10 protein-coding genes and 1 pseudogene are annotated in these 25,764 nt (G+C 72.3%); 5 read left to right on the top strand and 6 right to left on the bottom strand.

What is annotated here, in order from left to right; all coding sequences use genetic code 11:
* Window positions 1-26: 26 nt before the first annotated feature.
* The gene (locus tag ACMXN5_RS44790) at window positions 27-14,858 is read right to left on the bottom strand and encodes an SDR family NAD(P)-dependent oxidoreductase (protein ID WP_439680612.1); all 14,832 of its coding nucleotides are present in this window, start codon (window positions 14,856-14,858) and stop codon (window positions 27-29) included.
* Between the two features lie 549 nt (window positions 14,859-15,407).
* Between ACMXN5_RS44790 and ACMXN5_RS44785 the strand changes: the two genes are divergently transcribed.
* Together ACMXN5_RS44785 and ACMXN5_RS44780 are read left to right on the top strand one after the other, a co-directional pair.
* Window positions 15,408-18,200 (top strand): AAA family ATPase, encoded by a 2,793-nt coding sequence (locus tag ACMXN5_RS44785; RefSeq protein WP_439680611.1) that lies wholly within the window; start codon window positions 15,408-15,410, stop codon window positions 18,198-18,200.
* Window positions 18,201-18,402: 202 nt separating this feature from the next.
* Window positions 18,403-18,531, top strand: coding sequence for an LPFR motif small protein (locus ACMXN5_RS44780; RefSeq protein WP_268812575.1), 129 nt, complete (start codon window positions 18,403-18,405; stop codon window positions 18,529-18,531).
* Here the strand turns inward: ACMXN5_RS44780 and ACMXN5_RS44775 are convergent.
* Both ACMXN5_RS44775 and ACMXN5_RS44770 read right to left on the bottom strand, forming a co-directional pair.
* Window positions 18,503-19,639, bottom strand: a pseudogene (locus ACMXN5_RS44775) (MFS transporter); the annotation flags it as partial. The gene ACMXN5_RS44780 and the pseudogene ACMXN5_RS44775 overlap by 29 nt on opposite strands.
* A gap of 172 nt (window positions 19,640-19,811) precedes the next feature.
* Window positions 19,812-20,363 (bottom strand): winged helix-turn-helix transcriptional regulator, encoded by a 552-nt coding sequence (locus ACMXN5_RS44770; RefSeq protein WP_439680610.1) that lies wholly within the window; start codon window positions 20,361-20,363, stop codon window positions 19,812-19,814.
* 91 nt (window positions 20,364-20,454) lie between these two features.
* Between ACMXN5_RS44770 and ACMXN5_RS44765 the strand changes: the two genes are divergently transcribed.
* Together ACMXN5_RS44765 and ACMXN5_RS44760 are read left to right on the top strand one after the other, a co-directional pair.
* The gene (locus ACMXN5_RS44765; protein ID WP_439680609.1) at window positions 20,455-20,895 is read left to right on the top strand and encodes a nuclear transport factor 2 family protein; all 441 of its coding nucleotides are present in this window, start codon (window positions 20,455-20,457) and stop codon (window positions 20,893-20,895) included.
* 101 nt (window positions 20,896-20,996) lie between these two features.
* Entirely contained in the window at window positions 20,997-22,013 is a 1,017-nt protein-coding gene (locus ACMXN5_RS44760; protein ID WP_439680608.1) for a hypothetical protein, read from the top strand.
* A gap of 7 nt (window positions 22,014-22,020) precedes the next feature.
* On the opposite strand, the gene ACMXN5_RS44755 is transcribed toward ACMXN5_RS44760, so the two are convergent.
* Both ACMXN5_RS44755 and ACMXN5_RS44750 read right to left on the bottom strand, forming a co-directional pair.
* On the bottom strand, window positions 22,021-23,049 hold the full coding sequence (locus tag ACMXN5_RS44755; RefSeq protein WP_439680607.1) for an alpha/beta fold hydrolase: 1,029 nt from the start codon (window positions 23,047-23,049) through the stop codon (window positions 22,021-22,023).
* Window positions 23,050-23,298: 249 nt separating this feature from the next.
* Complete coding sequence (locus ACMXN5_RS44750) at window positions 23,299-23,823, bottom strand: peptidylprolyl isomerase (protein WP_439680606.1); 525 nt, start codon at window positions 23,821-23,823, stop codon at window positions 23,299-23,301.
* 374 nt (window positions 23,824-24,197) lie between these two features.
* Here ACMXN5_RS44750 and ACMXN5_RS44745 point away from each other — a divergent pair, with 374 nt between their 5' ends.
* Window positions 24,198-24,686, top strand: a complete 489-nt coding sequence (locus ACMXN5_RS44745; RefSeq protein WP_439680605.1) for an SRPBCC family protein — start codon at window positions 24,198-24,200, stop codon at window positions 24,684-24,686.
* 100 nt (window positions 24,687-24,786) lie between these two features.
* On the opposite strand, the gene bla is transcribed toward ACMXN5_RS44745, so the two are convergent.
* Window positions 24,787-25,701, bottom strand: coding sequence for a class A beta-lactamase (gene bla / locus ACMXN5_RS44740; protein WP_439680604.1), 915 nt, complete (start codon window positions 25,699-25,701; stop codon window positions 24,787-24,789).
* Between the last annotated feature and the right edge of the window lie 63 nt (window positions 25,702-25,764).

Raw genomic sequence — 25,764 nt, 5'->3', positions numbered from 1 at the left:
AAGTTTGTGCTCGGTGTCGCCGGCGCTCATCGGCCACGCTCTCCAGGGGTCGGGGGTCCGGATCGTTCGGCGGCCGACGGGTCCGGCGCGTTGGGCGCGGACCGGTCCGGCGGGTCGGCGGCCCACGGCTCCGGCCGTTCGCCGGAGCGGTCGAGGCCCAACTCCTCGTCGAGCAGGGTGAACATCTCGTCGTCGGTCACATCGTCGAAGCCGTCCGGTCGTTCGTCGCGGGCCGCGTCGGGTGCCCTGCCGTTCGGCGCCTCCTCGAATCGCCACACCAGTGCGCGGAGTCGGCGCAGCACCGCCTCCCGCTCGTCGGGCGCGCCCGGAGCCGAGTCGGCGAACGCCGCTTCGAGCCGGTCCAGTTCCCCGAGCAGCGGCGCCGGCATGGGCTCCTGTGCGGGGTGCAGCCCTTCGTCCAGGAATCGGGCGAGTGCCTGCGGGGTCGGACAGTCGAAGGTCACCGTCGTGGGCAGACGCAGTCCGGTGGCGACGCCGAGCCGGTTGCGCAGTTCGACCACGGTCAGCGAGTCGAAGCCGGACTCCAGGAAGCCGCGTTCGGAGGAGATCGCGTCCATCGAGGCGTGCCCCAGGACGAGGGCGCTGTGCCGACGGACGAGGTCGACCAGGATGCGCTCCCGCTCCGCCCGGGACCGTCCCCCCAACTGCCCTGCCAGCGCCGGTTCCGCGTGGGTCTCGACGGCGACGGCCCGCCGCAGCGGGGCCCGCACCAGGCCGCGCAGGGGTGCGGCCAGGACGCCCTGCTCGGCCGCCGTACGCAGCGCACCGAGGTCGAACCGGACGGCGGCCGGGTTCGCCTGCACCGTCCTCAAGGCCGCGTCCAGCAGCGCGAGGCCCTGTTCGGCCGTCATGGCGACGATGCCGGAGCGACGCATCCGGGCGAGATCCGGCCGGCCGAGGTGTCCGGTCATGCCGCTCGCCGCGCCCCACAGTCCCCACGCCACGGAGGTGGCGGGAAGGCCGGCGGCCTGCCTACGGGCGGCGAGCGCGTCCAGAAAGGTGTTCGCCGCCGCGTAGTTGGCCTGCCCCGGGCCGCCCAGCACGCCGGCGATCGAGGAGAAGAGCACGAAGGCGGCGAGGTCGCGACCGGCGGTCAGCTCGTGCAGGTTGATCGCGCCGTCGACCTTCGCCCGCAAGACCCGCTCCACATGTTCGGGGGTCATCGACTCGACCGGTGCGTCGGCCAGGACACCGGTCGCGTGCACAACCCCGGTCAGCGGCGCGGAACCCGGGACGCGCGCCAGAACCCGCGCGAGGGCTTCGCGGTCGGCCGCGTCGCACTCCTCGACGACCACCCGCGCCCCGAGACCGGAGAGTTCGGACACCAGCTCCGCCGCGCCCGGGGCGGCCATGCCGCTGCGACTGAGCAACACCAGAGCGCGCACACCGTGTTCGGCGACGAGATGCCGAGCCACCAGAGCGCCCAGCGTGCCGGTACCCCCGGTGATCAACACCGTCCCGTCCGGATCGAGCGGCACCGGCATCCGGAGCACCAACTTCCCCGTATGCCGCGCCCGCGCCATGAACCGAAACACCTCAGGTGCCCGCCGCACGTCGAAACACCGCACCGGCACCGGCGTCAACACACCCGACGCGAACAGCGCCAACAGTTCGCCGAGCAACACCCCGATCCGCTCCGGCCCAGCGTCCAACAGGTCGAACGCCCGATACACGACTCCCGGAAACGCGGACTCCACAGCGCCCCCGTCCCGGATGTCGGTCTTCCCCATCTCGATGAACCGGCCGCCATCGGCGGTCAGTTGCAGCGAGGCGTCCACGAACTCGCCCGCCAGCGAGTTCAACACCACGTCCACACCCCGGCCGCCCGTCGCGGCCCGGAAACGCGCCGCGAAATCGAGCGTGCGCGAATCACCGATATGCGCGTCGTCCAACCCCAACGACCGCAGCACATCCCACTTGCCACGACTCGCCGTCGCGAACACCTCGGCACCCAGGTGCCGGGCGACCCGCACCGCCGCCATCCCCACCCCGCCGGTCCCCGCGTGGATCAACACCGACTCGCCGGCCCGCAGACCGGCCAACTCCACCAGCCCGTAATACGCCGTCAGGAACACCACCGGTACCGACGCCGCCTGCTCCCAGGACCACTGCGCCGGAATCCGGGCAACCGTCCGGCGATCGGCAACGGCGTGCGACCCGAACGCTTCCGGGAACATCCCGAATACCCGGTCCCCGACCACGAAGTCGGACACACCCGGACCCACCTCGGTCACCACGCCCGAGCCCTCGCCGCCCATCGACGCACCGGCCCCCGGGTAGACGCCCAGGGCGATCAGCACATCACGGAAGTTCAGCCCCGCCGCCCGCACCGCGATCCGCAACTGCCCTGAGCCCAACGGCTCCAGGGCCTCCGGCGCCGGCACCGGCGTCAGGTCTGCCAGAGTCCTGCGCGAGATCGCATCCAGCCGCCACGCATCCACCGGCGGTGTCAGCGTCCCGTCCCGATGCGCCCGAATCAGCCTCGGCGCGAGCACGACGCCCGACCGCACGGCGACCTGCGTCTCCCGCGCCGCCAGTGCCGTGCGCGCCACCTCGACGGGGTCCGCCGCATCGGCGTCGGCGTCCGGGTCGAGGTCGATCACCAGGAACCGGTCCGGGTGTTCGTGCTGCGCCGACCGCACCAGCCCCCACGCGGGAGCGTGTACGAGGTCCGACACCGGGTCACCGGATGCCGCCGCCACCGCCCCGCGCGTGACCACCACGAAGCGCGACGCGTCCGATGCGGCGGTCAGCCAATCCCGCATCTCCGCGAGCACGCGGACGGTCGCCGCCTCGACCGCCGAGGCGAGATCCGCGAACTCCGCCGGAATCGGAGTGCAGGCGTGGATGGCCAAGTCCGGCTCCGGATCCGGCTGATCGCCGTCCGGAGCGCGCCGCTCGACGGGACTCCAGACCACCGAGTACAGCGAATCCGCGGCCGCCGAACCGGTGCCCGGCCCGGCCCGGTCGACGGCGCGCAGTTCGAGCGCCTCGGCCGAGAGCACCGGTCTCCCGGTGCCGTCGGCGGCCTGCACCGCGATCCGGTCGGAATCACCATCGACCGGCGCCAGCCGGATCCGCAGCGCCGTCGCCCCGACCGCGTGCACCGTAAGCCCCTGCCAGACGAACGGCAACCGCATCGTGCCCGTCGGGGCGGCATCCGCCTCGGCACCGACGAGGCCGTGCAGGGCGGCGTCGAGCAGCGCCGGGTGCACCGCGAACCGACCTGCCTCCCCCGCGAGTTCGTCCGGCAACCGCACGTCGGCGAACAACGCGCCGTCCCGGCCCCGGTACAGCGCCCGCAACCCCCGGAAGGCGGGCCCGTAGCCGTATCCGGCGTCGGCGGCACGAGCGTAGAAGCCGTCGAGGTCGACCGGTCGCACACCGGTCGGGGGCCACGCCACCAGATCGAACGCCGCGTCGGTGGCCTCCTCGGCCAGGAATCCGGCGGCGTGACGCGTCCATGCGCCGTCCTCGCCCACCGCCTCGTCCCGGGAGTACACCGCGATGGCCCGGCGCCCGTCGGCAGCCGGCGGCTCCACCCGTACCTGAAGGGCGCACGCGCCCTGCTCGGGCACCACAAGCGGCGTGTGCAGCGTCAGTTCGTCGACGCGTTCGCAGCCGACCCGATCGCCCGCCTGAACGGCCAGTTCCGCGAACGCGGTTCCGGGCAACAACACCGTCCCCGCGACGGCGTGGTCACGCAACCACGGCTGGGCCCGGAGGGAGATCCGGCCGGTCAGTACGACCGCGTCGCCCCCGGCCAGACGTATCGCCGCCGCGAGCAACGGGTGCCCGGCCGCGACCGGTCCGAGCCCGGCGGCGTCGACCGGTGCGTCCGCGACGTCGTCGAGCCAATAGAGCCGGCGCCGGAAGGCATAGGTCGGCAGGTCGAGGTGCCCGCGCCCGGTCGGCGCGAGCACCGCCGACCAGTCGATCCGGCAACCGCGGACATGGGCCAGTGCGAGTGCCGTCAACACCCCTTCGTGCTCCGGGCGGTCCCGGCGCAGCACGGAGCCGGCGGCAACATCGGGCGTGCCCGCCTCGGCGCCGGTCCGCCCGGCAAGACAATCCTGCACCAGGGCGGTCAACACCCCGTCCGGACCCAGTTCGAGGAAGGTTCCCACGCCCGCCGCGCGCAGTTCCCGCACGCCGTCCGCGAAACGCACGGCGCCGCGCACCTGCCGTACCCAGTAGTCCGGTTCGATCAGTTCCTCGGCGCTCGCGAGCCGTCCGGTCAGTGTGGAGACGATCGGCAGTGTGGGTCGGCCGAAGGTGACCCCTTCCAGCACACCCCGGAATTCGGCCGTCATCGCGTCCATCCGCAGCGAGTGGGACGCGCGGCTGATGGTCAGTCGTTTGGTCTTGCGTCCGCGTGCCGCGAACTCGGCGGCCACCCGAAGCACCGGCTCCTCGTCGCCGGAGAGCACCACCGACATCGGACCGTTCAGCGCGGCGATGCCCGCCGTGTCACCGACACCCGCCGCCGCCAGCGCCGCCGCCACCTCGTCCTCGCGGGCCTGTACCGCGACCATCGCGCCACCCGCCGGAAGCGCCTGCATCAATCGCCCACGTGCCGCCACCACCTCGGCCGCGTCCGCGAGCGACCAGACGCCCGCGACATGTGCGGCGGCCAACTCCCCGATCGAATGACCCAACAGGAACTGCGGCCGCAGGCCGAATGATTCGAGCAACCGGAACAGCGCCACCTCGATCGCGAAGAGCGCCGCCTGGGTGAACACCGTCTCGTCCAGCAGCCCTGCGGTGCCCTCCGCCCCGAACACCACGTCCCGCACCGAATACGCCACATGCCCGGCCAGTCGGCGATCCAACTCCGACGCGGCAACGTCGAAGGCTTCCGCGAATACCGGGAAGTCGGCGTACAGTTCCCGCCCCATCCCGACCCGCTGACTGCCCTGCCCACTGAACAGGAACGCCAGGCACCCCGCCCCGAGCACCGATCCCCGGACGACACCGGCCCCGAATTCACCCGCCGCCAGCGCGTCCAGCCCGCACGACAGCACGGCACGCGTGGAACCGACCACCACGGCGCGCTCTTCGAGCGCGGCACGCGAACCGACCAGTGCCGAGGCGACCGCGGCGGGGTCGAGTTCGGGGTTCTCCTTCAGGTAGGCGGACAACATCGCGGCCTGGGCGCGCAGCGCGTCATCGGACCGCGCCGAAAGGTGCCAGGCCAGGACCCGTTCGCCGGTCGTGACTTCCGCGACGTCCTCGACGTGTGCCGGTTCGGGTTCCTGCGCCAGGAGCACATGGGCGTTGGTACCGCTCGCACCGAACGACGAGACGCCGGCCCGGCGGGGACGACCGTTCTCGGGCCACTCACGCGCCTCGGTGAGCAGTTCGACCGTGCCCGCCGACCAGTCGACGTGCGGGGACGGCTCATCGCAGTGCAGCGTCCGAGGCAACACGCCCGCGCGCATCGCCATCACCATCTTGATCACACCGCCCACGCCGGCGGCGGCTTGGGCGTGACCGATGTTCGACTTCAACGACCCCAGGTACAGCGGCCGTTCGGCGCTCCGCCCCCGGCCGTAGGTGGCGATCAGCGCTTGCGCCTCGATCGGGTCGCCGAGCGTCGTACCCGTACCGTGGGCCTCGACCACGTCGACGTCGGCGGCCGACAGTCCCGCGTTCGCCAGCGCCTGCCGGATGACCCGCTGCTGCGACGAACCGTTCGGCGCCGTGAGCCCGTTGCTCGCGCCGTCCTGATTGATCGCCGTACCGCACACCGTCGCCAACACCCGATGCCCGTGCCGCCGCGCGTCGGACAACCGCTCCACGAGCAGCACGCCGACACCCTCCGACCAGCCGGCGCCGTCCGCGGCCGCCGAGAACGGCTTGCACCGGCCGTCCGGCGCCAACCCCCGCTGCCGACTGAACTCGACGAAGACCTGCGGCGTGGCCATCACCGTCACGCCACCGGCCAGGGCCATCGAACACTCGCCGCTGCGCAGGGCCTGAGCGGCCAGATGCAGCGCCACCAACGACGACGAGCACGCGGTGTCCACGGTCACCGCCGGGCCCTCGAACCCGAAGGTGTAGGCGATCCGCCCCGACGCGACGCTGCCGGAGTTGCCGAGCAGCAGATAGCCGTCCACACCCTCGGGCACCTTCCGCATGCCCGACGCGTAGTCGTGGTACATCACCCCGACGAACACGCCGGTTCGGCTGCCGCGCAGTGTGCCGGGATCGATCCCGGCCCGTTCCAGCACCTGCCACGAGGTCTCCAGCAACAACCGCTGCTGCGGATCCATCGCCAATGCCTCGCGTGGCGATACGTCGAAGAAGCCGGCGTCGAACTGCCCGGCGTTGTGCAGGAATCCGCCCTCACGGGCATAGCTCTTCCCGGATGCCGCCGGGTCGGGGTCGTACAGCCCGTCCAGGTCCCAGCCGCGGTTCGACGGGAATGGCGAGACGACGTCCCGGCCGTCGTCGACCAGGCGCCACAGGTCCTCGGGCGACTCGACCCCGCCGGGGTAGCGGCAGGCCATCCCGACGATGGCGATCGGGTCGTCGTCCACCGGCGTGGTGGCCGGCGTGATGGGCGACGCGCCCCGGGTGCCCAGGAGTTCCCGGCGGACCTCGCGTAGCAGTGCCGCCGGTGTCGGGTGGTCGAAGACGAGGGTGGCGGGCAGGCGCAGGCCGGTGGCCGTGTTGAGCCGGTTGCGCAGGTCGAGGGCGGTCAGCGAGTCGAAGCCGAGCGACTTGAAGGTCGCGGTGAAGACGATGTCGCCGCCCGTGGGGAAGCCGAGTACGGCCGCCACGTGTTCGCGGATCACCGCCGCCAGGGCCCGCTCCCGCTCGGCTTCCGACAGCGCGCCGAGCCGCCGGGCCAAGGCGGGCCCCGACGGGAGGGCGCCCGAGCCGGCGGCGGCGGGGCGGGCCGGTGTGCGCACGAGGCCGCGCAACATGCCTGCCGGCAGGCCACTCCCGGCGCGGCCACGGAGCGCGGGAAGGTCCCACGCGGCCGGGACCAACAGGGCCTCCGTCGAGCCGAGCGCGGCGTCGAAGAGGCGCAGCCCCTGCTCCGCGTCGAGCGCTCCGATGCCGAGCCGGCGCATACGCTGCCGGTCGGCGTCGCTCATCGCACCGGTCATGCCGCCGGCCTCGCCCCACAACCCCCAGGCGAGCGAGGTGGCCGGGAGTCCGGCGGCGCGGCGGGCGTGGGCGAGTGCGTCGAGGTAGGTGTTCGCCGCCGCGTAGTTCGCCTGTCCCGGACCGCCCAGGATGCCGGAGACCGAGGAGAAGAGCACGAAGGCGGCGAGGTGGCGATCGGCGGTCAGTTCGTGCAGGTTGACCGCGCCGTCGATCTTGGCGCGCAGCACGGCGTGCAGCCGGTCTTCGGTCATGGCCGCGACCAGACCGTCGTCCAGCAGTCCGGCGGCATGCACAACACCCGTCAGCGGGACCCGCAGGCGATGCAATACTCCGCGCAACACCTCCCGATCGGCCACATCACCGGCCTCGACCACCACCGACGCACCCAGCTTCGCCAGGTCCTCGGTCAACTCACGGGCCCCGGGGGCCTGTTCGCCCCTTCGCCCGAGCAGCACCAGATTGCGCACCCCGTGCCGCGCGACAAGGCGGCGGGCCACCAGCCCACCCAACAGGCCGGTGCCGCCGGTGATCAGCACCGCCCCGTCACCGAAGCGAGCCGCTGCTTCTACAGGGGAAGCGGCGTGCCGGACCAGTCGCGGCACCGAAACCGCGCCTCCGCGTACCACCAACTCTCTTTCCCTGGAAGCCAATACGCGCGGCAGGACGGCCGTCCACTCCGCGTCGTCGACGTCCACCACGACGAATCGATCGGGGTGTTCGGTCGCCGCCGACCGCACCAGACCCCACACCGCCGATGCCGCGAGTCCCGGCAGCGCCGAGGCTTCCGAACCCATCGAGACACCCACCGCACCCCGCGTCACCACGACCAACCGCGCCCCGGCGAACCGCTCGTCGGCAAGCCACTCGCGCACCACCGACAACACCCGAACCGCCACCCGGTGGGCTGCGGCGGCTTGATCGCCGGCCGTTGCCGAGTCGGCGAAACAGGGCAGAACGACCACCTCGGGCACGCCGTCCGCAGCCACCGCCCGCAGATCGGGCGCGTCCGCGCCCAGCACCCGGATCGCACCGGCGAAGGCGGCATCGACCCCACCGGTCGGAGTCCACTCGACGCGGTACAGATCCTGCTCCGCGACGGGCCGCGCCGCGACAAGCACGTCGTGGGCGATGGGGCGAAACGTCAGCGCCTCGATCACGGCCACCGGGGCCCCGGTCGCATCGGCCAGCGACACCCGGATGCCGTCCGACCCGGCGGGGGACAGCCGTACCCGCAGGTGGGAGGCGCCACTCGTGTGCAGCGTCAGCCCCTTGACGACGAACGGCAACAACACCCGCTCGCCGCCCGGGGACAGGGCGGCGTGCAACGCGGCATCGAGCAGCGCCGGGTGCAGTCCGAAACGACCCGCATCCGCCGCTTCGTCGGGCAGCGCCACCTCGGCGTACGTGTCGTCGCCCGCCCGCCATGCGGCCCGCAGGCCCCGGAAGGCGGGCCCGTACGCATAGCCGGCGTGCTCCAGGTCGGCGTAGAAACCTTCGAGATCCATCGGCTCCGCGTCGGTCGGCGGCCAGGTCTCCGACGCGAAGGACGCGTCCTGTGCCGATGCGCCCGCCGAGAGCGTCCCGACGGCGTGCCGGGTCCAGTCCGGCTCCGCCGACTCGTCCGCGCCGCGAGCGTACACGGCGACGGAACGCGACCCGTCGGCCTCGGCCGCGTCGACCACGACCTGGATCTCCAGCGAGCCGTGCTCGGGGATCACCAGCGGTGCCTCCAGGGCGAGTTCGGCGAGCAGGCCGCAGCCGACCTCGTCCCCGGCCCGAATCGCCAGTTCCACGAACGCCGTACCCGGCAGCAGCACCGTCCCGGCGACCACGTGATCCCCGAGCCAGGCGTGTGTGGACAGCGACACTCGTCCCGTCGACAGGACTCCCCGCCCGTCGCCGAGCCGCACGACCGCCCCGAGCAGCGCATGGTGCGCCGGGACCTGGCCGAGGCCGCGCGCGTCACCTTGGGACGCGTAACGGACCGACCAATACCGCCGACGCCGGAAGGCATAGGTCGGCAACTCAACGTCCCGAGAAGTGTGTTCGCCCACGAGCGGCGTCCAGTCGATGGTGAGCCCGTTGACGTGCGCCTCGGCGAGCGCCGTGGTGAAGCGCTCCGGGCCGCCTTCAGCCCTCCGCAACGTCGCCAGCACCACGGCTTCGGCGTCGGCGGCTTCGACGGTGCTCTCGATGGGCGTGGTCAGCACCGGGTGGGCGCTCGCCTCCACGAAAGCGTCGAACCCATGAGCCAGCAGGAGCCGCACGGTCTCCTCGAAACGCACCGTGCGCCGCAGGTTCGCGTACCAGTAATCGGCATCAAGGGCCGCGGACTCCAGCCGTTCGGCGGTCACCGTCGAATAGAACGGCACCGACGGCGCCACCGGCTCGATGCCCGCCAACTCGGCAAGCACCCGGTCCCGGATCGACTCCACCCGCACCGAATGCGACGCATAATCCACCGGCACCCGACGCGCCCACACCCCCCGCGCCTCACACACCACGACCAGCTCATCCACCGCACCCGGATCACCGGACACCGTCACCGACCCCGGCCCGTTCACCGCCGCAACCGACAACCGCCCCCCGAACAGGCCCAACAACTCGACCACATCGGCATGCGCCAATGACACCGACACCATCGCCCCGGAACCCGCCAACACCCCAAGCGCCCGACTCCGCAACGCCACCACCTTCGCGCCATCCGCCAAAGACAACGCCCCCGCCACACACGCAGCCGCGATCTCCCCCTGCGAATGACCCACCACCGCATCCGGCACCACACCGAACGAACGCCACAACTCCGCGAGCGAGACCATCACCGCCCACAACACCGGCTGCACCACATCCACCCGCCCCTGCCACACCCCCGACCCCGACCGCAGAACCGACACCAACGACCAACCCACAAACGGCCCCAACGCCACCTCACACTCCGCGACCCGCGCGGCAAACACCGGGAACTCGTCGAGCAGCTCCGCACCCATCCCCACCCACTGCGACCCCTGCCCCGGAAACACCAACACCGTCCGCCCCGAAGAGCGGGCCACGCCCGAGACCACGCCTGGAAGGGACTTCTCCGCGCTCAACGCCGTCAACTCGGCGACGAGTTCGGCCCGGTCCGAGGCCAGTACGACGCCCCGGCGCGCCAGCAGCGATCGCGACGTGATCAGCGCCGACGCCAAGTCGGCCAATCCGAGCTCGGGTTCGTCCCCGACGAACCGCACCAGTCGGGCCGCCTGCGCCCGCAGACCGTCGCGGCCGTGCCCGGACACCACGAAGGGGAGCAGCGCGCCCGTACGCGAATCGGGCGGTGGCACCGCCTGCACGCTCTCGGCCGCCGCCTGTTCGACGATCACGTGCGCGTTGGTCCCGCTGATCCCGAACGACGAGATCCCGGCCCTGCGCGGACGGCCCGCCTCGGGCCACTCCCGGGCCCGGGTCAGCAACTCCACCGCACCCGCCGACCAGTCGATGTGCGGGGACGGCTCGTCGGCGTGCAGGGTCTGCGGCAGTACGCCCGCACGCATCGCCATGACCATCTTGATCACCCCGGCCACACCCGCGGCGGCCTGGGCGTGGCCGATGTTCGACTTCAACGACCCGAGGTACAGCGGCCGTTCGCCGTCCCGGTCGCGGCCGTAGGTGGCGATCAGCGCGTGCGCCTCGATCGGGTCGCCGAGCGTGGTGCCGGTGCCGTGTGCCTCGACCGCGTCGACGTCGGCGGCCGAGAGTCCCGCGTTCGCCAGCGCCTGCCGGATGACCCGTTGTTGCGCCGAACCGTTGGGCGCCGTCAGGCCGTTGCTCGCGCCGTCCTGGTTGATCGCCGTCCCGCGCACCGTCGCCAACACCCGATGCCCGTGCCGCCGGGCGTCGGACAACCGCTCCACGAGCAGTACGCCGACGCCCTCGGACCAGCCGGTACCGTCCGCGGCCGCCGAGAACGCCTTGCACCGGCCGTCCGGCGCCAGCCCCCGCTGTCGACCGAACTCGACGAACATGCCCGGGGTCGACATCACCGTCACCCCGGCCGCCAACGCCATCGAGCACTCGCCGGCACGCAGGGCCTGCGCCGCGAGATGCAGGCCGACCAGCGACGACGAGCATGCCGTATCGACCGTGACGGCCGGGCCCTCGAAGCCGAACGTGTAGGCGAGCCGTCCGGACAGGACGCCGGCGGCGCTGCCGGTGAGTCGGTAGCCCTCGGAACCGTCGGCGGCGGCGTCGAGCCCGGCGCCGTAGTCCTGGCCCATCGCGCCGACGAACACCCCGGTCCGGCTGCCCTTCAAGCCGGCCGGGTCGATGCCGGCCCGCTCGAAGACCTCCCACGAGGTCTCCAGCAACAACCGCTGCTGCGGATCCATCGCGGACGCCTCGCGCGGCGAGATCCCGAAGAAGTCCGCGTCGAAGTCGGCGGCGCCGGCCAGGAAGCCGCCGTGCCGGACGTGGCCGGTGCTCCCGACGCCGGAATCCGGGTCGTGGAGCGCCGCCGGGTCCCATCCCCTGTCGTCGGGGAAGGGCGTGACGGCGTCGCCGCCCGCGGCCACGAGTCGCCACAGGTCCTCGGGAGAGGCGATGCCGCCGGGCAGGCGGCAGGCCATGCCGACGATGGCGATCGGGTCGGTGTCGGTCGGCTGTTCCGCCGCCGGGTCGAACCCGGGCCGCCGGTCGTCGGAGGTCGTGTCGAGGAGCAGGCCGGCCAGATGCCGTGCGACCGCGACCGGTGTGGGGTGGTCGTAGGCGAGTGTCGTGGGCAGCCGGAGCCCGGTGCCGGTGTTGATCCGGTTGCGCAGTTCGACGGCGCCCGGGGAGTCCAGGCCCAGGGCCCGGAAGGTCTGCTCGCCGTCGGCCGCGTTCAGCGCGGGCCGGTCCAGCACCGTCGCAGCGTGCGCGAACACCAGTTCGTATACGGCCTGTTCCCGCTCCGCACGGGAGAGCCCGGCCGCCCCATCGGCCCATGCGGACCGCGCCTGCCGACGGGTCCCGGCGGATGCGTCGGCCGTACCGCCGACCCTGAAGCGCTCGCGCTGGAACGCGTACGTGGGCAGATCGACCCGCCGCGCTCCGGGCGCCCGGAGCGGGTCCCAGTCGACCGTGACGCCGCAGGTGTACGCCTCCGCGAGCGCAGTACGGAAGCGCTCGGGGCCGCCCTGACCGCGGCGCAGCGTGCCGAGCGCCGCGGCGTCCGCGCCGGCGTCCTCGATCGTCTCCAGGACGCTCGTCGTGAGCACGGGGTGTGCGCTGGATTCGATGAAGACGTCATGCCCTCGGCCCAGGAGGGTCCGGACGGCCTGCTCGAAGCGCACGGTCCGGCGCAGGTTGGCGTACCAGTACTCGGCGTCGAGGGTGGTGGTGTCCACCGGCGCACCGGTCACCGACGAGCAGAACGGGATGCGGGACGGGCGCGGCCGGATGTCCGTCAGGTCGCGGAGCAGCGCGGCGCGGATCCCGGTGACCTGGGTGGAGTGCGAGGCGTAGTCGATCGGGACCCGCCGGGCCCGAATCCCCCCGGCCGCGCAGGCGACGAGGAGTTCGTCGAGTACGTCCGGCTCGCCCGAGACGACGACGGACGCCGGGCCGTTGACCGCCGCCACCGACAAACGTCCGTCGAAGGGGGCGATCAGCGCGGTGATCCGCTCGGCCGAGACACCCACCGAGACCATGCCGCCGCGGCCGGACAGGTCGAGGAGGATACGGCCGCGCAGCGCCACGACCTTCGCGCCGTCGGCGAGGGTGAGCGCGCCGGAGACGCACGCGGCGGCGATCTCGCCCTGGGAGTGGCCGAGCACGGCGGCGGGTCGTACGCCGAAGGAGGCCCACAACTTCGCGAGCGAGACCATGACCGCCCAGAGCACGGGTTGTACGACGTCGGCCCGCTCCAGCCAGTCGGCGGACGCCGAGCGCAGCGTCGAGACCACCGAGCGGTCGACGTACGGCGCGAGCGCCGCGTCGCAGTCCGCGATCCGTGCCGCGAACACCGGTGCGGAGTCGAGGAGTCCGGCGGCCATGCCGAGCCATTGCGACCCCTGGCCGGGGAAGACCAGCACCGTGCGCCCGGCGGTTCGGGCCCGCCCGGACACCACACCCGGCACCGGCTCGCCGGCGGCGAGCGCCCGCAGACCCGCGACCGCGTCGGTCCGACCGGCGGCGATCACCACACCCCGGTGCTCGAACGCCGACCGCGTCGACAGGAGCGAGTGCGCGATGTCGGGCAGGCCGAGTTCCGGCCGGTCGCCGACGAAGCGGGCGAGCCGGGCCGCCTGGGCGCGCAGCGCCTGGTCGGTACGGCCGGAGACGACGAGGGGCGACACGTCGGGGGCGACCGAAGCCGGGCCGCCGGCGGCGCGGGGCTCGGTCTCCGACCTGCTCTCGGGCGCGAACTCCGCCTCCGAGAGCACCACATGGCAATTGGTCCCACCCATGCCGAACGAACTCACCCCGGCGATCCGCGGCCCCGCCGACTCCACCGAATCCACGGCGTGCACCGGCCTCGGCCACGCCGTCGACTGCGTCGCCACCGCCAACCGCAGCTCGGCGAACGGGATCTCCGGATTCGGCTCCGCGTGGTTCAGACTCGCCGGAATCTCCCCATGGGAGATCACCAACGCCGCCTTCACCAACCCGATCACCCCGGCCGCGGCCTCCAAGTGACCGACATTGGTCTTGACCGACCCCACCGGCAGCGCCCGGTCGGCATCGCGTCCGGCGCCGAGCACCGCGCCCAGCGCGGCGGCCTCGACCGGGTCGCCGAGCCTGGTTCCCGTTCCGTGCAACTCGACGTAGCCGACCCGGGCCGGGTCCACGTCCGCGTGCTCGTACGCCCGGCGCAGCACGTCCTGTTGCCCGCTCGCGTCGGGTGCGGTCAGTGTCCGGCCGCCCCCGTCGTTGTTGACGGCGCTGCCGAGCACGAGGCAGTGGATCCGGTCGCCGTCCGCGAGGGCGCGCCGCAGCGGCTTGAGCACCACGACGGCGCCGCCCTCGCCGCGGACGTAGCCGTTGGCTCCGGCGGCGAAGGTGTGGCAGCGGCCGTCCGGGGACAGTGCGCCGAAACGCTCCAGGCGATCGGTGGATCGTGCGGTCAGGATCAGGTTGACCCCGCCGGCCAGGGCCGTCTCGGATTCGCCGGAGCGCAGGCTTTCGCAGGCCGTGTGCACGGCGACCAGGGACGAGGACTGGCCGGTGTCCACGGTCAGACTGGGGCCGCCGACGCGCAGGAAGTAGGAGACCCGGTTGGCGACCATGCTGCGGTGCTGACCCGTGACGGCATGCGCGGTGGCGGGGTTCGCATCCTCGGCCCCGAGCAGCAGCGCGTAGTCGTCGGAACCGGCGGCGACGAACACGCCGGTGCGGGTGCCGGCCAGGGTGTCGGCGACGATGCCCGCGTCCTCCAGTGCCTCCCAGCCCAGTTCGAGCATCAGCCGCTGATGGGGGTCCATCGTGGCGGCCTCGCGCTCGGAGATGCCGAAGAAGGCCGGGTCGAAGCCGTCGATCGAGGCGAGGAAGGATCCGCGACCCGACACCCCGCCGAGGCCCGGACGGTCCGCGGGCGGCGGTCCGATGGTGTCCTCGCCCGCGCGCAGCAGCCGCCACAGGTCCGCCGGACCGTGCACGCCGGGCAGCCGGCACGCCATGCCGACGACGGCGATCGGCTCGTGCCGGCGCGGACCGGAGTCCCGCTTCGCGGACGGGTCGTTGCCCGGGCGGTCCGCACGTACCATGTCAAGCCTTTCGGTTCTCGGCCGAGGTGGTCCGCGATCGCGGTCCGGCGACCGACCCGGTCGGGCACGCCGGCTCCGGCCGGAAAGGCGGTCTCACGGTCGACCAAGTCTTCGATCGCTCCCGTGGCCGGCAACACCCCTGTTTCCAACCCCTGCACACCCCGACGCCCGCCCCGCCGGGCAACGAAGGTGCGTTGGAACGGTTTTCGGGCCGCCGTCAGGCTTGCGTCGGGGATTCTCCAACGGCCCCGAGTTCCCTGTTAACGTGACCGATGCCAACCGTTTTGCGAGCCGGCGGATCCCGATGCGGGAGTCCCCGGACGGTCGCACGGTCGGCGACCGGGACGTCGGTGCCGCCGCGTGGCACCCGTCGACGTTTTCGTGTCCCCATCACTGGTGTGAAGGAAGGTACATGGAGACCATCGAGCGCCATCACCGTCAGCCGAGCACGTCCACCGAGTGCACGCCGCCCCCGTTCGCGGGAGTACCACCCCGGCGACTACCCCATCGCCCGGCATCGGCCGGCGCCCGGTACGACGCGAGCGGCACATGAGCGCGCGGGATCGTTCGCACGCGAGCGCCGCACTGGCCGAACTCCTCGACGACGCGCTCGCGGGAAAGAGCGCAATCGCCGTCGTCGGCGGCTCCGTGGCCATGGGCAAGACCACACTGCTGGCCACGTTCACCCATCGGGTACGAGCGGCCGGCGGCCTGGTCCGGTCGGCCGTGGGGTCCGAGGCGGAGGCCGGCGTCGTGCTCGGCGTGGTGGCCCAACTGCTGTACGAGGCAACGCCGTCCGGCCCGGACGGCACGGGCGTGGACCGACTGCTCGCGATCGCCCGGGCGCATCTGGCGGCCTCGCCGCACGGGGCGTCGGGCAGGTTGTCCGCGGTGGACGCCGAGATCGTGGAGTCGTTGTGTGCGGTCCTGCTCGGTCCGGCCGGGCCACATCCCCTGGCGGTCGTGGTCGACGACATCCATCATGCCGATCCGGCCTCGCTCGCGTGTCTGGCCTATCTGGCCCGCCGTATGCACACCGCCCCGTTGGTGGCGGTGTTCGGTCATGCCGACGAGACGAACGAGCAAAGTGCCGACTTCGTCGAGCAGTTGTTGCGACTGCCGCACGTGCGCAGTGTGCGCCTGGCACCGCTCGACTCGGATCAGGTGCGGGTCGCGGCGACGGCGGCCGGGCTCGGCGCGGACCGGGCGGAGCAGGTCGCGGTTCGAGCGCAGCGGTTGAGCGGAGGCAACCCGCTGCTGCTCGACGGGATCCTCGACGATTTCCGGCGCGGCGAACACGCGTCGTCGCCGGGATACTCGCGAGCGATGCTCTCGTGCCTGCACCGGAGCCCGACGCCCACGGCGGCGGTGGCACAGGCGCTGGCCGTCCTGGCCGGTCCGGAGTCGATCGGCCGGCTCCTGGGTCTGGAGGCGGATGCGGTGGCGCGGTGTCTGAGCGTGCTCGACGCCTCGGGTGTGCTGGAACGGGGCCGGTTCCGGCATCCGGTGGCGGCAGCGGCGGTCCTGGCGGATCTGGGCCCCGAAGGCACGGCCGCGCTGCACCGGGACGCGGCGGAACTGACGTACGCGGACGGCGCGGACGCGACCGTGGTGGCCGAGCATCTGCTCGCGGGCCGTGGAGTGCGGGCGTCCTGGGCGGTGCGCGTACTGGACGACGCCGCGTCGTTCGCGCTGGCCGAGGGCCAAAGTGCCCGGGCCGTCGACTGTCTGCGTCTGGCCTGTGCGTTGAGCGAGGACGGGGGCGAACTGGCCCGGACCACGGTGGCGCTGCTCCGGGCGGAGCGGCGGATGGAACCCGGGATTCCGGATCGACGGATTCCGGGTCTGCTTCGGGCGGTAGGTGCCGGTGGCCCGACGGGCGGCCCGGACAACGGCCCGGACAGTGGTGAAATCCTGGCCGTGGTCCGGGCGTTGGCGTGGGCTGGGCGCTTCGAGGCAGCCGGCGAGGTGGTACGGCATCTGGCCGCATCGGGTCGGGCGTCAACCCCCGAAGCGGCGCCGGAACTGCGCGCCGCCCGGATGTGGATCCGTTGCTCGTATCCCCCGCTGCTCGAACTGCTGCCCGAGGTCGCGGAGTTCGGCACGGCGCCGGTCGGCCTGCCCGGCACGACCGAAAGTCGGCGTCACCACGACGCCGCAGCGGTGCTCGACTCGGTGCTGACCAGGGGTTTCAGCGACGGCGCGGTGCATACCGCCGAAAGGATTTTGCACGGTGTCCGGCTGCACGGCACCGATCTGGACACCGTCGAGTGCGCGCTGCTCGCGCTGACCTACGCCGAGCGTCCCGCGTCGGCGCTGCCGTACTGCGACGAACTGATCGCCGCCGCGCTGCAGCGGGGCGAATCGGGCAGCCAGGCCCGGCTGCACGCGGTGCGCGCGGAGATCTGCGTCCGTCTCGGCGACCTTCCCGGGGCCGCGCTGCATGCGACCACGGCGTTCGACCTGGTCCCGATCGGCGCGTGGGGCGCGGCTGTCGGCGCGCCGCTGTCCTGCCTGTTGAACGCGCTCACCTCGATGGGTCGTCGGGACGAGGCGGCCGAACTGCTGTACCTGCCGGTCCCGGAGCGTATGCTCCACAGCCGCCCCGGCCTGCACTACCTGCACGCGCGGGGTCGATACGGCATGGCCGTCGGGGACTGGGAGGGTGCGCTGGCGGATTTCCGGGGCTGTGGCGAGTTGATGGTCCGCTGGGGCATGGACGTGCCGGGGCTGATCGCGTGGCGCAACGACGCCGGCGAGGCGTGGTTGCGAATGGGCGAGCGGGACCGGGCCCGGGCCGTCCTGGAGGAGGAGGCGAGCCGCAGCGAGCACGGTGGTTCGCCGCGCACTCGCGGCGCGACGTTGCGCCTGTTGGCGGCGACCCACGAACCGCACCGGCGGCCGGCCCTGTTGCGCCAGGCCGTCGACGCGTTGCAGGAGAGCGGAGACCGCTACGAGTTGGCCCGCGCGCTGGCCGACCTCACGGACATGTACAACGCGGTCGGCGAGACCCGGCGGGCCCGGGTGATCGGCTCCCAGGCCAGGATCATCGCGGACACGTGCCGGGCGGAGCCACTGAGCAGGCTGCTCCCCGCCGACCGGGACCGTCCCGACGCCGAGTCCAAGTCCCCATCGGCGCTGCTCACCGACGCGGAGCAGCGCGTCGCCGACCTGGTGGCGCTTGGCCACACGAACAGCGAGATCGCCAAACTCCTCTACATCACGGTCAGTACGGTCGAACAACATCTGACGCGTATGTATCGCAAGGTCGGCGTCAACGACCGCGCGCAACTGGCCTCGGCCCTGTTCACCGGACCACATACGCAGGCAATCGGCGCCTGAGCCCGGCGAAACAGGCCACCGACGCGGCGCTGTCGCCGGGTGCCCGACCACTTCCGCACGGTGACCGAATCGGGCGGGCGCCGGTGCCGTTTCCCCTCGGCCTCACGGGGCAGCCATGGACCATACGGCAAACATCGTTTTATGGCATTCGCACGATATGACCGCTGCTGTGTCGTCGTGCGAGCGTCGACGGGAGGCAGGCATGTTCAGAGCCATCGGTGACGTCCTGGGCAAGATCGGGAGCGCCATCGCGACCGTTGTCACGTTGCCGTTCCGCGCCTTGGCCCGCCTGTTCGGCGGGGCCTCGGACTCCGCCCACGGGCGGCACTGAGCCGCCGCCGGCACGCCCATCCGCCGCCGAGCACCGCGCACGCCCCGATCGTCACCAGCCCACCCGCGAGGAACGTGCCGCGCACGCCGGCGAACGGCAGGATCAGGCCGCCGAGCGCGGCGCCGGCCGCGATACCGGCGTTGTAGGCACCGGAGTTCGCCGCGAGTGCGATGTCGGTGCGCCCCGGGGCGCACAACAACATCGCGTTCTGCGCCGCCATGAACACCGGTCCGAGGGCACCACCCATCAGCACCAGGGACACCACCGCCGCCACCGGATGGGCACCGAAGGCGTACAGCCCGAGCAGGCCCACCGCCTGCGTGCCCATCGCCGAGGCGAGCGCGGCATACGGAAAACGGTCGAGCAGTGCCCCGGTGATGCCCACCCCGACCAGACACGCGACCCCGAACACCACCAGGAGCAAGCCGACCGTGCTCGGGGCGAACCCGCTCACATCGCCCAGGAACTTCACGATGTAGGTGAATCCCGCGAACGCCCCGCAAGCGGACAGGGTCCCGGCCGCGAGCACGATCGCGAACCGGCGGGCGTCGGGAGCGGTTCCGTAGGCGGCCTGCTCCTCCTCCGGCCGCGAGGTCGGCAGCAGTACGGCGATCGTCACCAGGGAGGCGAACCCCAGACCCGCCGGCACGGCCACCGGCACCTGCCAGCCGCTGTGCCGACCCAGCCAGGTTCCGGCGGGAACACCGAGTACGAGGGCGAGCGACCCGGCGACGGACAACGCCCCGAGCACCCGCCCGCGCACCTCGACCGCGAACAGACCAACCGCGACCGGCGCCATCACCGCCCAGAACAGCGCCTGGGCGAGCGCGGTCGACAATCGCGCCCCGAGCAGCAGTCCGTACGAGGCCGCCGACGCCGCGACCAGACTGGACACGACGAGCGCGGCCAGCACACCCGTGAGCACGTGCCGCCGGGGCACCGCCCGGACGACGTGCGCGAGCGGCACCGAGGCGACGGCCACGGTCAGGCCGTAGCCGGTGACCAGGAGGCCGACCGCCGGCACCGACACGTGCAGCCCGTCGGCGATCAGCTCCAGGAGGCCCACCGGCAGGTTCTCCGCCGTGTTGAAGGTGAAGGCGGCGAGCATCAGCGCCGCGAGTATCGCCGTCCTGTGCCACGGAGCCGGTCGTACCGCGCCGCCACGGGTTGCTCCCGACCCTGCTCGCGTGCGCGCCGTGACACCGTCCATGGCGCCACTCCACCCGGCGCGCCGACCCCGCCGCAACCGAAATTCGCTCGGACGGGCCGACGCGTGCGCGTCAGGGCCTCGTGGCGGCTTCGGGTACGTCGGTTTCGCCCGCGTCGGCGGCATGCTCCCGCGCCCCGAAGAGCTTCCGCGCGATGACCGTGGTGCCGGGTGCGTCGCGCCCGCCCGGGCCGGGGAGCACCTCGACCGCCTCGTCGACGAGCCTTTCGCCGCAGTGATCGCACGTGACCGTGGGTGTGCACGGCCGTCCGCAGGTCTTGTGCACCAGCCGCATCGGGACCCCGTCCACGGCCAGGTGCCGGTCGCCCCAGGCCAGGAGGCTCAGGACGACGCCGTAGAGGTCGCGGCCCGCGTCCGTGAGGTGGTACTCGTGGCGCACGGGGCGCTGTTGGTAGGGCTCCCGGACCACGAGTCCGGCGGCCTGTAGGCGGTCCAGGCGATCGGCCAGGACATTCGTGGCGATGTCGAGATCGCGGCGCAGTTCGTCGAAACGCGCCAACCCCAGGAACAGGTCACGCAGGACCAGCAGCGCCCACGGGTCCGCGATCAGGGCGGCGGTACGGGCCACCGAGCAGGACATGTCCGCGAATCGGTCTTTGTTCACCCAGGTCAGGCTAGTGCCTTGTATTCGGCAAGTCACTGCGCCTACGGTGACTTGCAGAAGACAAGTCACTGGTTCGAGGCCGGAGGCCGGCATGTACCACACGATCGTGCGCGCGAAGACGCGAAGGATCTGGGCCCGCATGGCCCGGGGCGACTACCGGGCGGCGGTGGACATGGCCGCGCCGACGGTGCGTTTTCGCTTCGTCGGCGACGCCGCGCCCGCCGCGGAACTGGTCGGCCGGGACGCGTTCGAACAGTGGTTCGCCGACCTGTACACGCTCCTGCCCGGTCTGCGGCTTCGGCTGACCGACGTGGTGGCCAAGGGGTGGCCGTGGAAGACGACGGTCGTGGTCCGGCTGGCCGTCAGCGCGACCCTGGCCGACGGCAGTCGCTACGAGAACGAGGGCATCCAGTGGGTCACCCTGCGGTGGGGCCGCATGGTCGACGACTACGTCCTGGAGGACACGGCCCGCCTCGCCGCCGCGATCGAGCGCCAACACCGCGCCGTCGCCCAGGGGGCGGGCAGCCGCTGACCGGAGCGGGCGCGGGGAACCCGACCGCCCGCGCATCGTCGACACGCCGGCCGCGCCCGGACTACCGGGGCGCGGCGGCGTCGAGACGCCACCATGGGGTCATGGCCACACGCGGGAAGCCGACTCCCCAGGACGCCGGCGTCGACGAGGACACGATCGTCGACGAGCTGTACGGCCTCACCCCCGACGAGTTCGTCGCCGCCCGCGACGCACACGCCCACACCGCCCGGGTCGCCGGGGATCGGGCCCTGGCCGGCCGGATCGGCGACCTGCGGCGCCCCGTGCTTGCGGCCTGGCTCGCGAACCTCCTGGCCCGCGAACACCGCGACGAAATCGACGCCTTCCTGCGACTGGGCGCCGCGATGCGCGACGCGCAGGAGCAGCTGCAAGGCCCCGAACTGCGCGAACTCTCCCGTCAACGCCACCGCGTGATCGACGCGCTCCAACAGCAGGCCCTCGCCCTCGCCGCCGCCCACGGCCACCCCACCGTCGGCGACACCGCCCTCCGCGACCTCCAGGACACCCTGAACACGGCCCTGGCCGACCCCGAAGCCGCACAACGCCTCGCCGCCGGCCGACTCACCACCCCACTGCACCCCGAGGACACCTTCGCCTCCGCGCCGGCGGGCCGAACGACCGAGCAGGGCAGCGCCACTCCGCCCGCCGGGGCCGGGAAGGCAGGGAAGCCCACCAGGACCACCAAGGGCGCCAAGGCCCCGAAGGCTGCCAAGTCCGCGAAGGCCGCGGAGGGCATCCACGCCGCCGAAGAGCGCGCCGCCCGCGAACGCGCCCGCAAACAATACGAATCCGAACTCGCCCACGCCCGCTCCACCGTCGAGGCCGCGGAGAAATCCGCCCGAGAGGCGACCCGCGCGGCCCGGGAACGCCGTACCGCCGCCGACAAAGCCCGAGCCCGCCACACCGAAGCCCTCGCCGACGCCGAGGCTCTGGCCGCCCGCCTCGAAGAGGCCCGCACCACGGCCACCCGCCTCGGCACCGCGGCCGACAAGGCCGAAGCCGAACGGGAACGCGCGGACCAGGCAGCCCAAGACGCCTCGGCCGCGGCCCGATCAGCCCGCGACAACCTCGACCACGTCACCGCCACGCGCCCCGACTGAGCGCCGATCACCCATCAAGGAATCGCGACAACTCCTCGGCCACGAAGCGCGGGTTCTCCTCGACCAGCCAATGCCCCGCGTTCGGCACATCCACCGCCCGCACGATGTCCGTCATCCGCGGCGCCACCGTGCCCCGGATCGCGTCCAGTTGCCCCTGCGCGGTCATCAGCAGCGTCGGAACCCGCACCGGTGCCGCCGCCACGGTGTCGCGAACGTCCTTCTCCAAAGCGCGATACAGCTCGAAGCCCCCCGACAGGACACCGGGCCGGCTATAGGTACGCGCATACTCCTCGACCTCGGCGTCGCTGAACGGGGATCGATCCGAGTTGCCTCCGAACGCCGAGCCTCCGAAGGCGACTTGGGGATAGAACAGCGCCAGGTACGCCCGGATGTCATTGCCCACCACCGCCTCGGGAACCCGCCGCTGGGAGTGAAACGCGATGTGCCAACTCAGCGTTCGATACGTGGGCGCGTCGATCGCGGGCCCGGGCAGCGGTAGATCGAGGTAGCCGAGCCGCGCGGTGTCGCCGGGGAACTGCCCGGCGTATTGGAACGCCACCGCGGCCCCGAAGTCGTGCCCGACGACGCGGGCGTCACGCACGCCGAGCCGATCGGCGATCAGCGTGTGGATGTACCGCGCCAGGGTGGCCTTGTCGTATCCGGTCGGCGATCCGGTGCTGTCGCCCAGTCCGGGCAGGTCCACCGCATACACGGTGTGGCGTTTGGCGAGTTCCGGCATGATCGGCCACCAGCCGTACCAGGTCTGCGGCCACCCGTGGATCAACACCACCGGGGTACCGCTCCCACCGGTCACATAGTGCATACGGACGCCGTCGACATCGGCGAACTCATGCCGGAACGTGCCCTCGAAGCCGCGATCACCCCGAGTCGCGGCGGCATAGGAGGGCACATCGTCCCCGCTCGACGCCGAACAGCCCGCGAGGCCGACCGTGAGCAGGAGCGCAAGCACGAAGGCCACCACCACCCGCCCGGATCGAAGAAGGCGGCGCGGCAACAACCCTGGTCCGAAATTCATGTCTTCCTGCCCTCGGGACGGGGAATCACCGGCCGTCCGCGAAACCCGCCCGACGGCACCCGGTGACTACGGGAACCGAACGGGCCCGGCAACCACCGGCCCGTTCGACGCCCCCCAGCCTCGCCGGCCCACACCACGGCGGCACGAAATCTTGCGGTTATGGCAAGTCCGGCCGATACGAGGGCGGCACCCCGGTGCACGATCGTGGTGCCTCCGATCTCGCAAGCGGGGCACCACGATCGGCGTGGGTCAGGACTGGCGACGCTCGATGTCGACGGACTGGATGACGATGTCCGTGAGCGGGCGGTCGTTCCGGCCCGTCGGGGCCTTCGCGATGGCGTCGACGACCTCCCGGCCCCCGACCACCTCGCCGAAGATCGTGTGCCGGTTCGTGAGGTGCGACGTCGGGGCGACGGTGATGAAGAACTGGGAGCCATTGGTTCCCGGTCCGGCATTGGCCATCGCCAACAGGTAGGGCCGGTCGAACTTCAGGGCAGGGTGGAACTCGTCCTTGAACTCGTATCCCGGCCCGCCCATACCCGTCCCCTGGGGGTCGCCGCCCTGGATCATGAAGCCGCCGATCACCCTATGGAAGATCGTTCCGTTGTACAGCGCTCCCTTACCGGGCGCACCGGTCGACGGATCACGCCACTGGCGAGTGCCGTCGGCCAGTCCGACGAAGTTGGCGACGGTTTCCGGCGCCTGCTCGGGGAACAGTCGCACGACGACCTGCCCGAGCGTCGTGTTCAACGTGGCAATCAGTTCTTCGGCCATCGGTATTCCGTCCTTTCGTGCGTACCCCGTGCGGGCCGCCCGCCACATCGAAGCACGCAAACACCCACCGGAGACCCCGGCGACGCCGGAACGACAACGGTTTCCGACAAAAACCCCGGCCCCCCGCCCGACCCACACACGAACAACTCACCCACACAAGGCAAATCCCCCTTCCCGGCGATTGCCTGGGCGTGATCGAACTCGACTGCCACCGCCTCTTCAGCGAAGACGGGCCCCCACCCCCCGGACGGCTCCGGAGCGCCACGACCCTGACCACTCGCCGGCCCGACTCGCCGCCTCCCGGACCGAGCGTCCGGCGCGCGATACTGGAACCACATCCCACTTCTCCGATGCTCGGGGACGGGAGGCGCGTCATGACCGCGCACGACAGCGGTGGGCCGGTCTTCTCCGGCTCGGCCACCGCTTCGTTCACCGCGACCCCGCGCGCGGTCTTCGACCTGGTCACCGACGTGCGTCGGCTGCCGGAATGGAACGCCGCCATCACGAAGGTGCTGGAGCGTCCGGCAATCCTGGAACCGGGCGCGGAGTGGCTGGTCGTGGTCAAGCCGGCCGGCATGCCGTCGTGGCGAAGCCGCTCGCGCCTGACGGCGATCGACGCCGTCCACGGCGTGTTCCGACACCGCTCGGCGACCGACGACGGCAATCCCGGTTACGTCGAGTGGAACTGGCAGGTGGTCGAGGAGCCCAGCGCCACCCGGCTGACCGTCGAGTGGACGCTGCATCCGCGGACCTTCTGGCGCAAACGCCTGTTCGCCCCCCTGCGTGCCCGAGCCCTGCACACCCGCGAGGTCCCCGACTCGCTGACCGCCCTACGTCGAGCCCTCAGCACCACCCACGCCTGAATCCACCCGTCGCACGGCCCGTAGCCGAACGGAACCGATCGGTCACACGAGGCGGTGGCCGGGGGCGCCCGCCGCCCCCGGCCACCCGCTCCCGCACGCGTCAGCCCAATGCCTCTGCCAGCACCGTCGCGGTCTCGGCGAGCAGCGGTTCATCGGCCGGCGCCGCCGCGTCGTCCTTTGTGGACAGCACCGCCATCACGATCGGCCCCCGCCCCGGCGGCCGGACGATACCCACGTCGTTGGTGGTGCCGTAGCCACCGGTGCCGGTCTTGTCCGCGACGACCCAGTCCCCCGGAAGCCCCGCCCGCAGTCGTTTGCCGCCGGTCGTGTTGGCCAGCAGCCATCCGGTCAACCGCTCGCGGTCCCGCGCGTCGAGCGCACCGCCCAGCGCGAGCCGGGCGTAGGTCCGGCCGAGCGCACGCGGACTCGACGTATCCGTCACCCGCCCCGGTTCCGCCGAATTCAGCGCGGGCTCCCACCGGTCGAGCCGGGTCACCGCGTCCCCGACGGACCGACAGAATTCGGTGACCGCGCCCGGCCCGCCGAGCCGGCGCAGCAGCAGATTCGCCGCCCCGTTGTCGCTGTAGGCGATGGCGGCGGCGCACAGGTCCGCGACGATCATGCCGTCGGCCACGTTCTCGGGCCGCCCCGTGATCGGCGCATACCCGGCCTCGGTGACGTCCTTCTCGGTGTACCGGATGCGCCGGCCCAGGAACTCGCCGTCCCGATCGAGGTCGCGCAGCACGGCGGCCACCGCGATGGTCTTGAACGACGAACACATCGGGAACAGTTCATCCGCGCGATGGACGACGGCCCGCCCCGAAACCACATCACACGCGAACACCCCGAGCCGTGCCGCATGCGCCCGCTCCAGCGCCCGCAGCCGCCCGACGACCCCTTGATCGTCCACACCCCGCGCGACGGCGCTCCCGGCACCCGGAACAACAACGGCAAGGACCCCCGCGGCAACCCCACCGAGAACCCCACGCCGACTCGGACCGAACTCCACGAGCATCTCCCTCGCCTCGAACACCAACCGGCGGACAGACCACCGACCTTCCCGCCTGCCCTCCCCCAA

Origin of the sequence: Embleya australiensis, assembly GCF_051903075.1 — a bacterium.
Taxonomy (GTDB): domain Bacteria; phylum Actinomycetota; class Actinomycetes; order Streptomycetales; family Streptomycetaceae; genus Embleya.
This window is presented reverse-complemented; position numbering and strand designations above follow the sequence as displayed.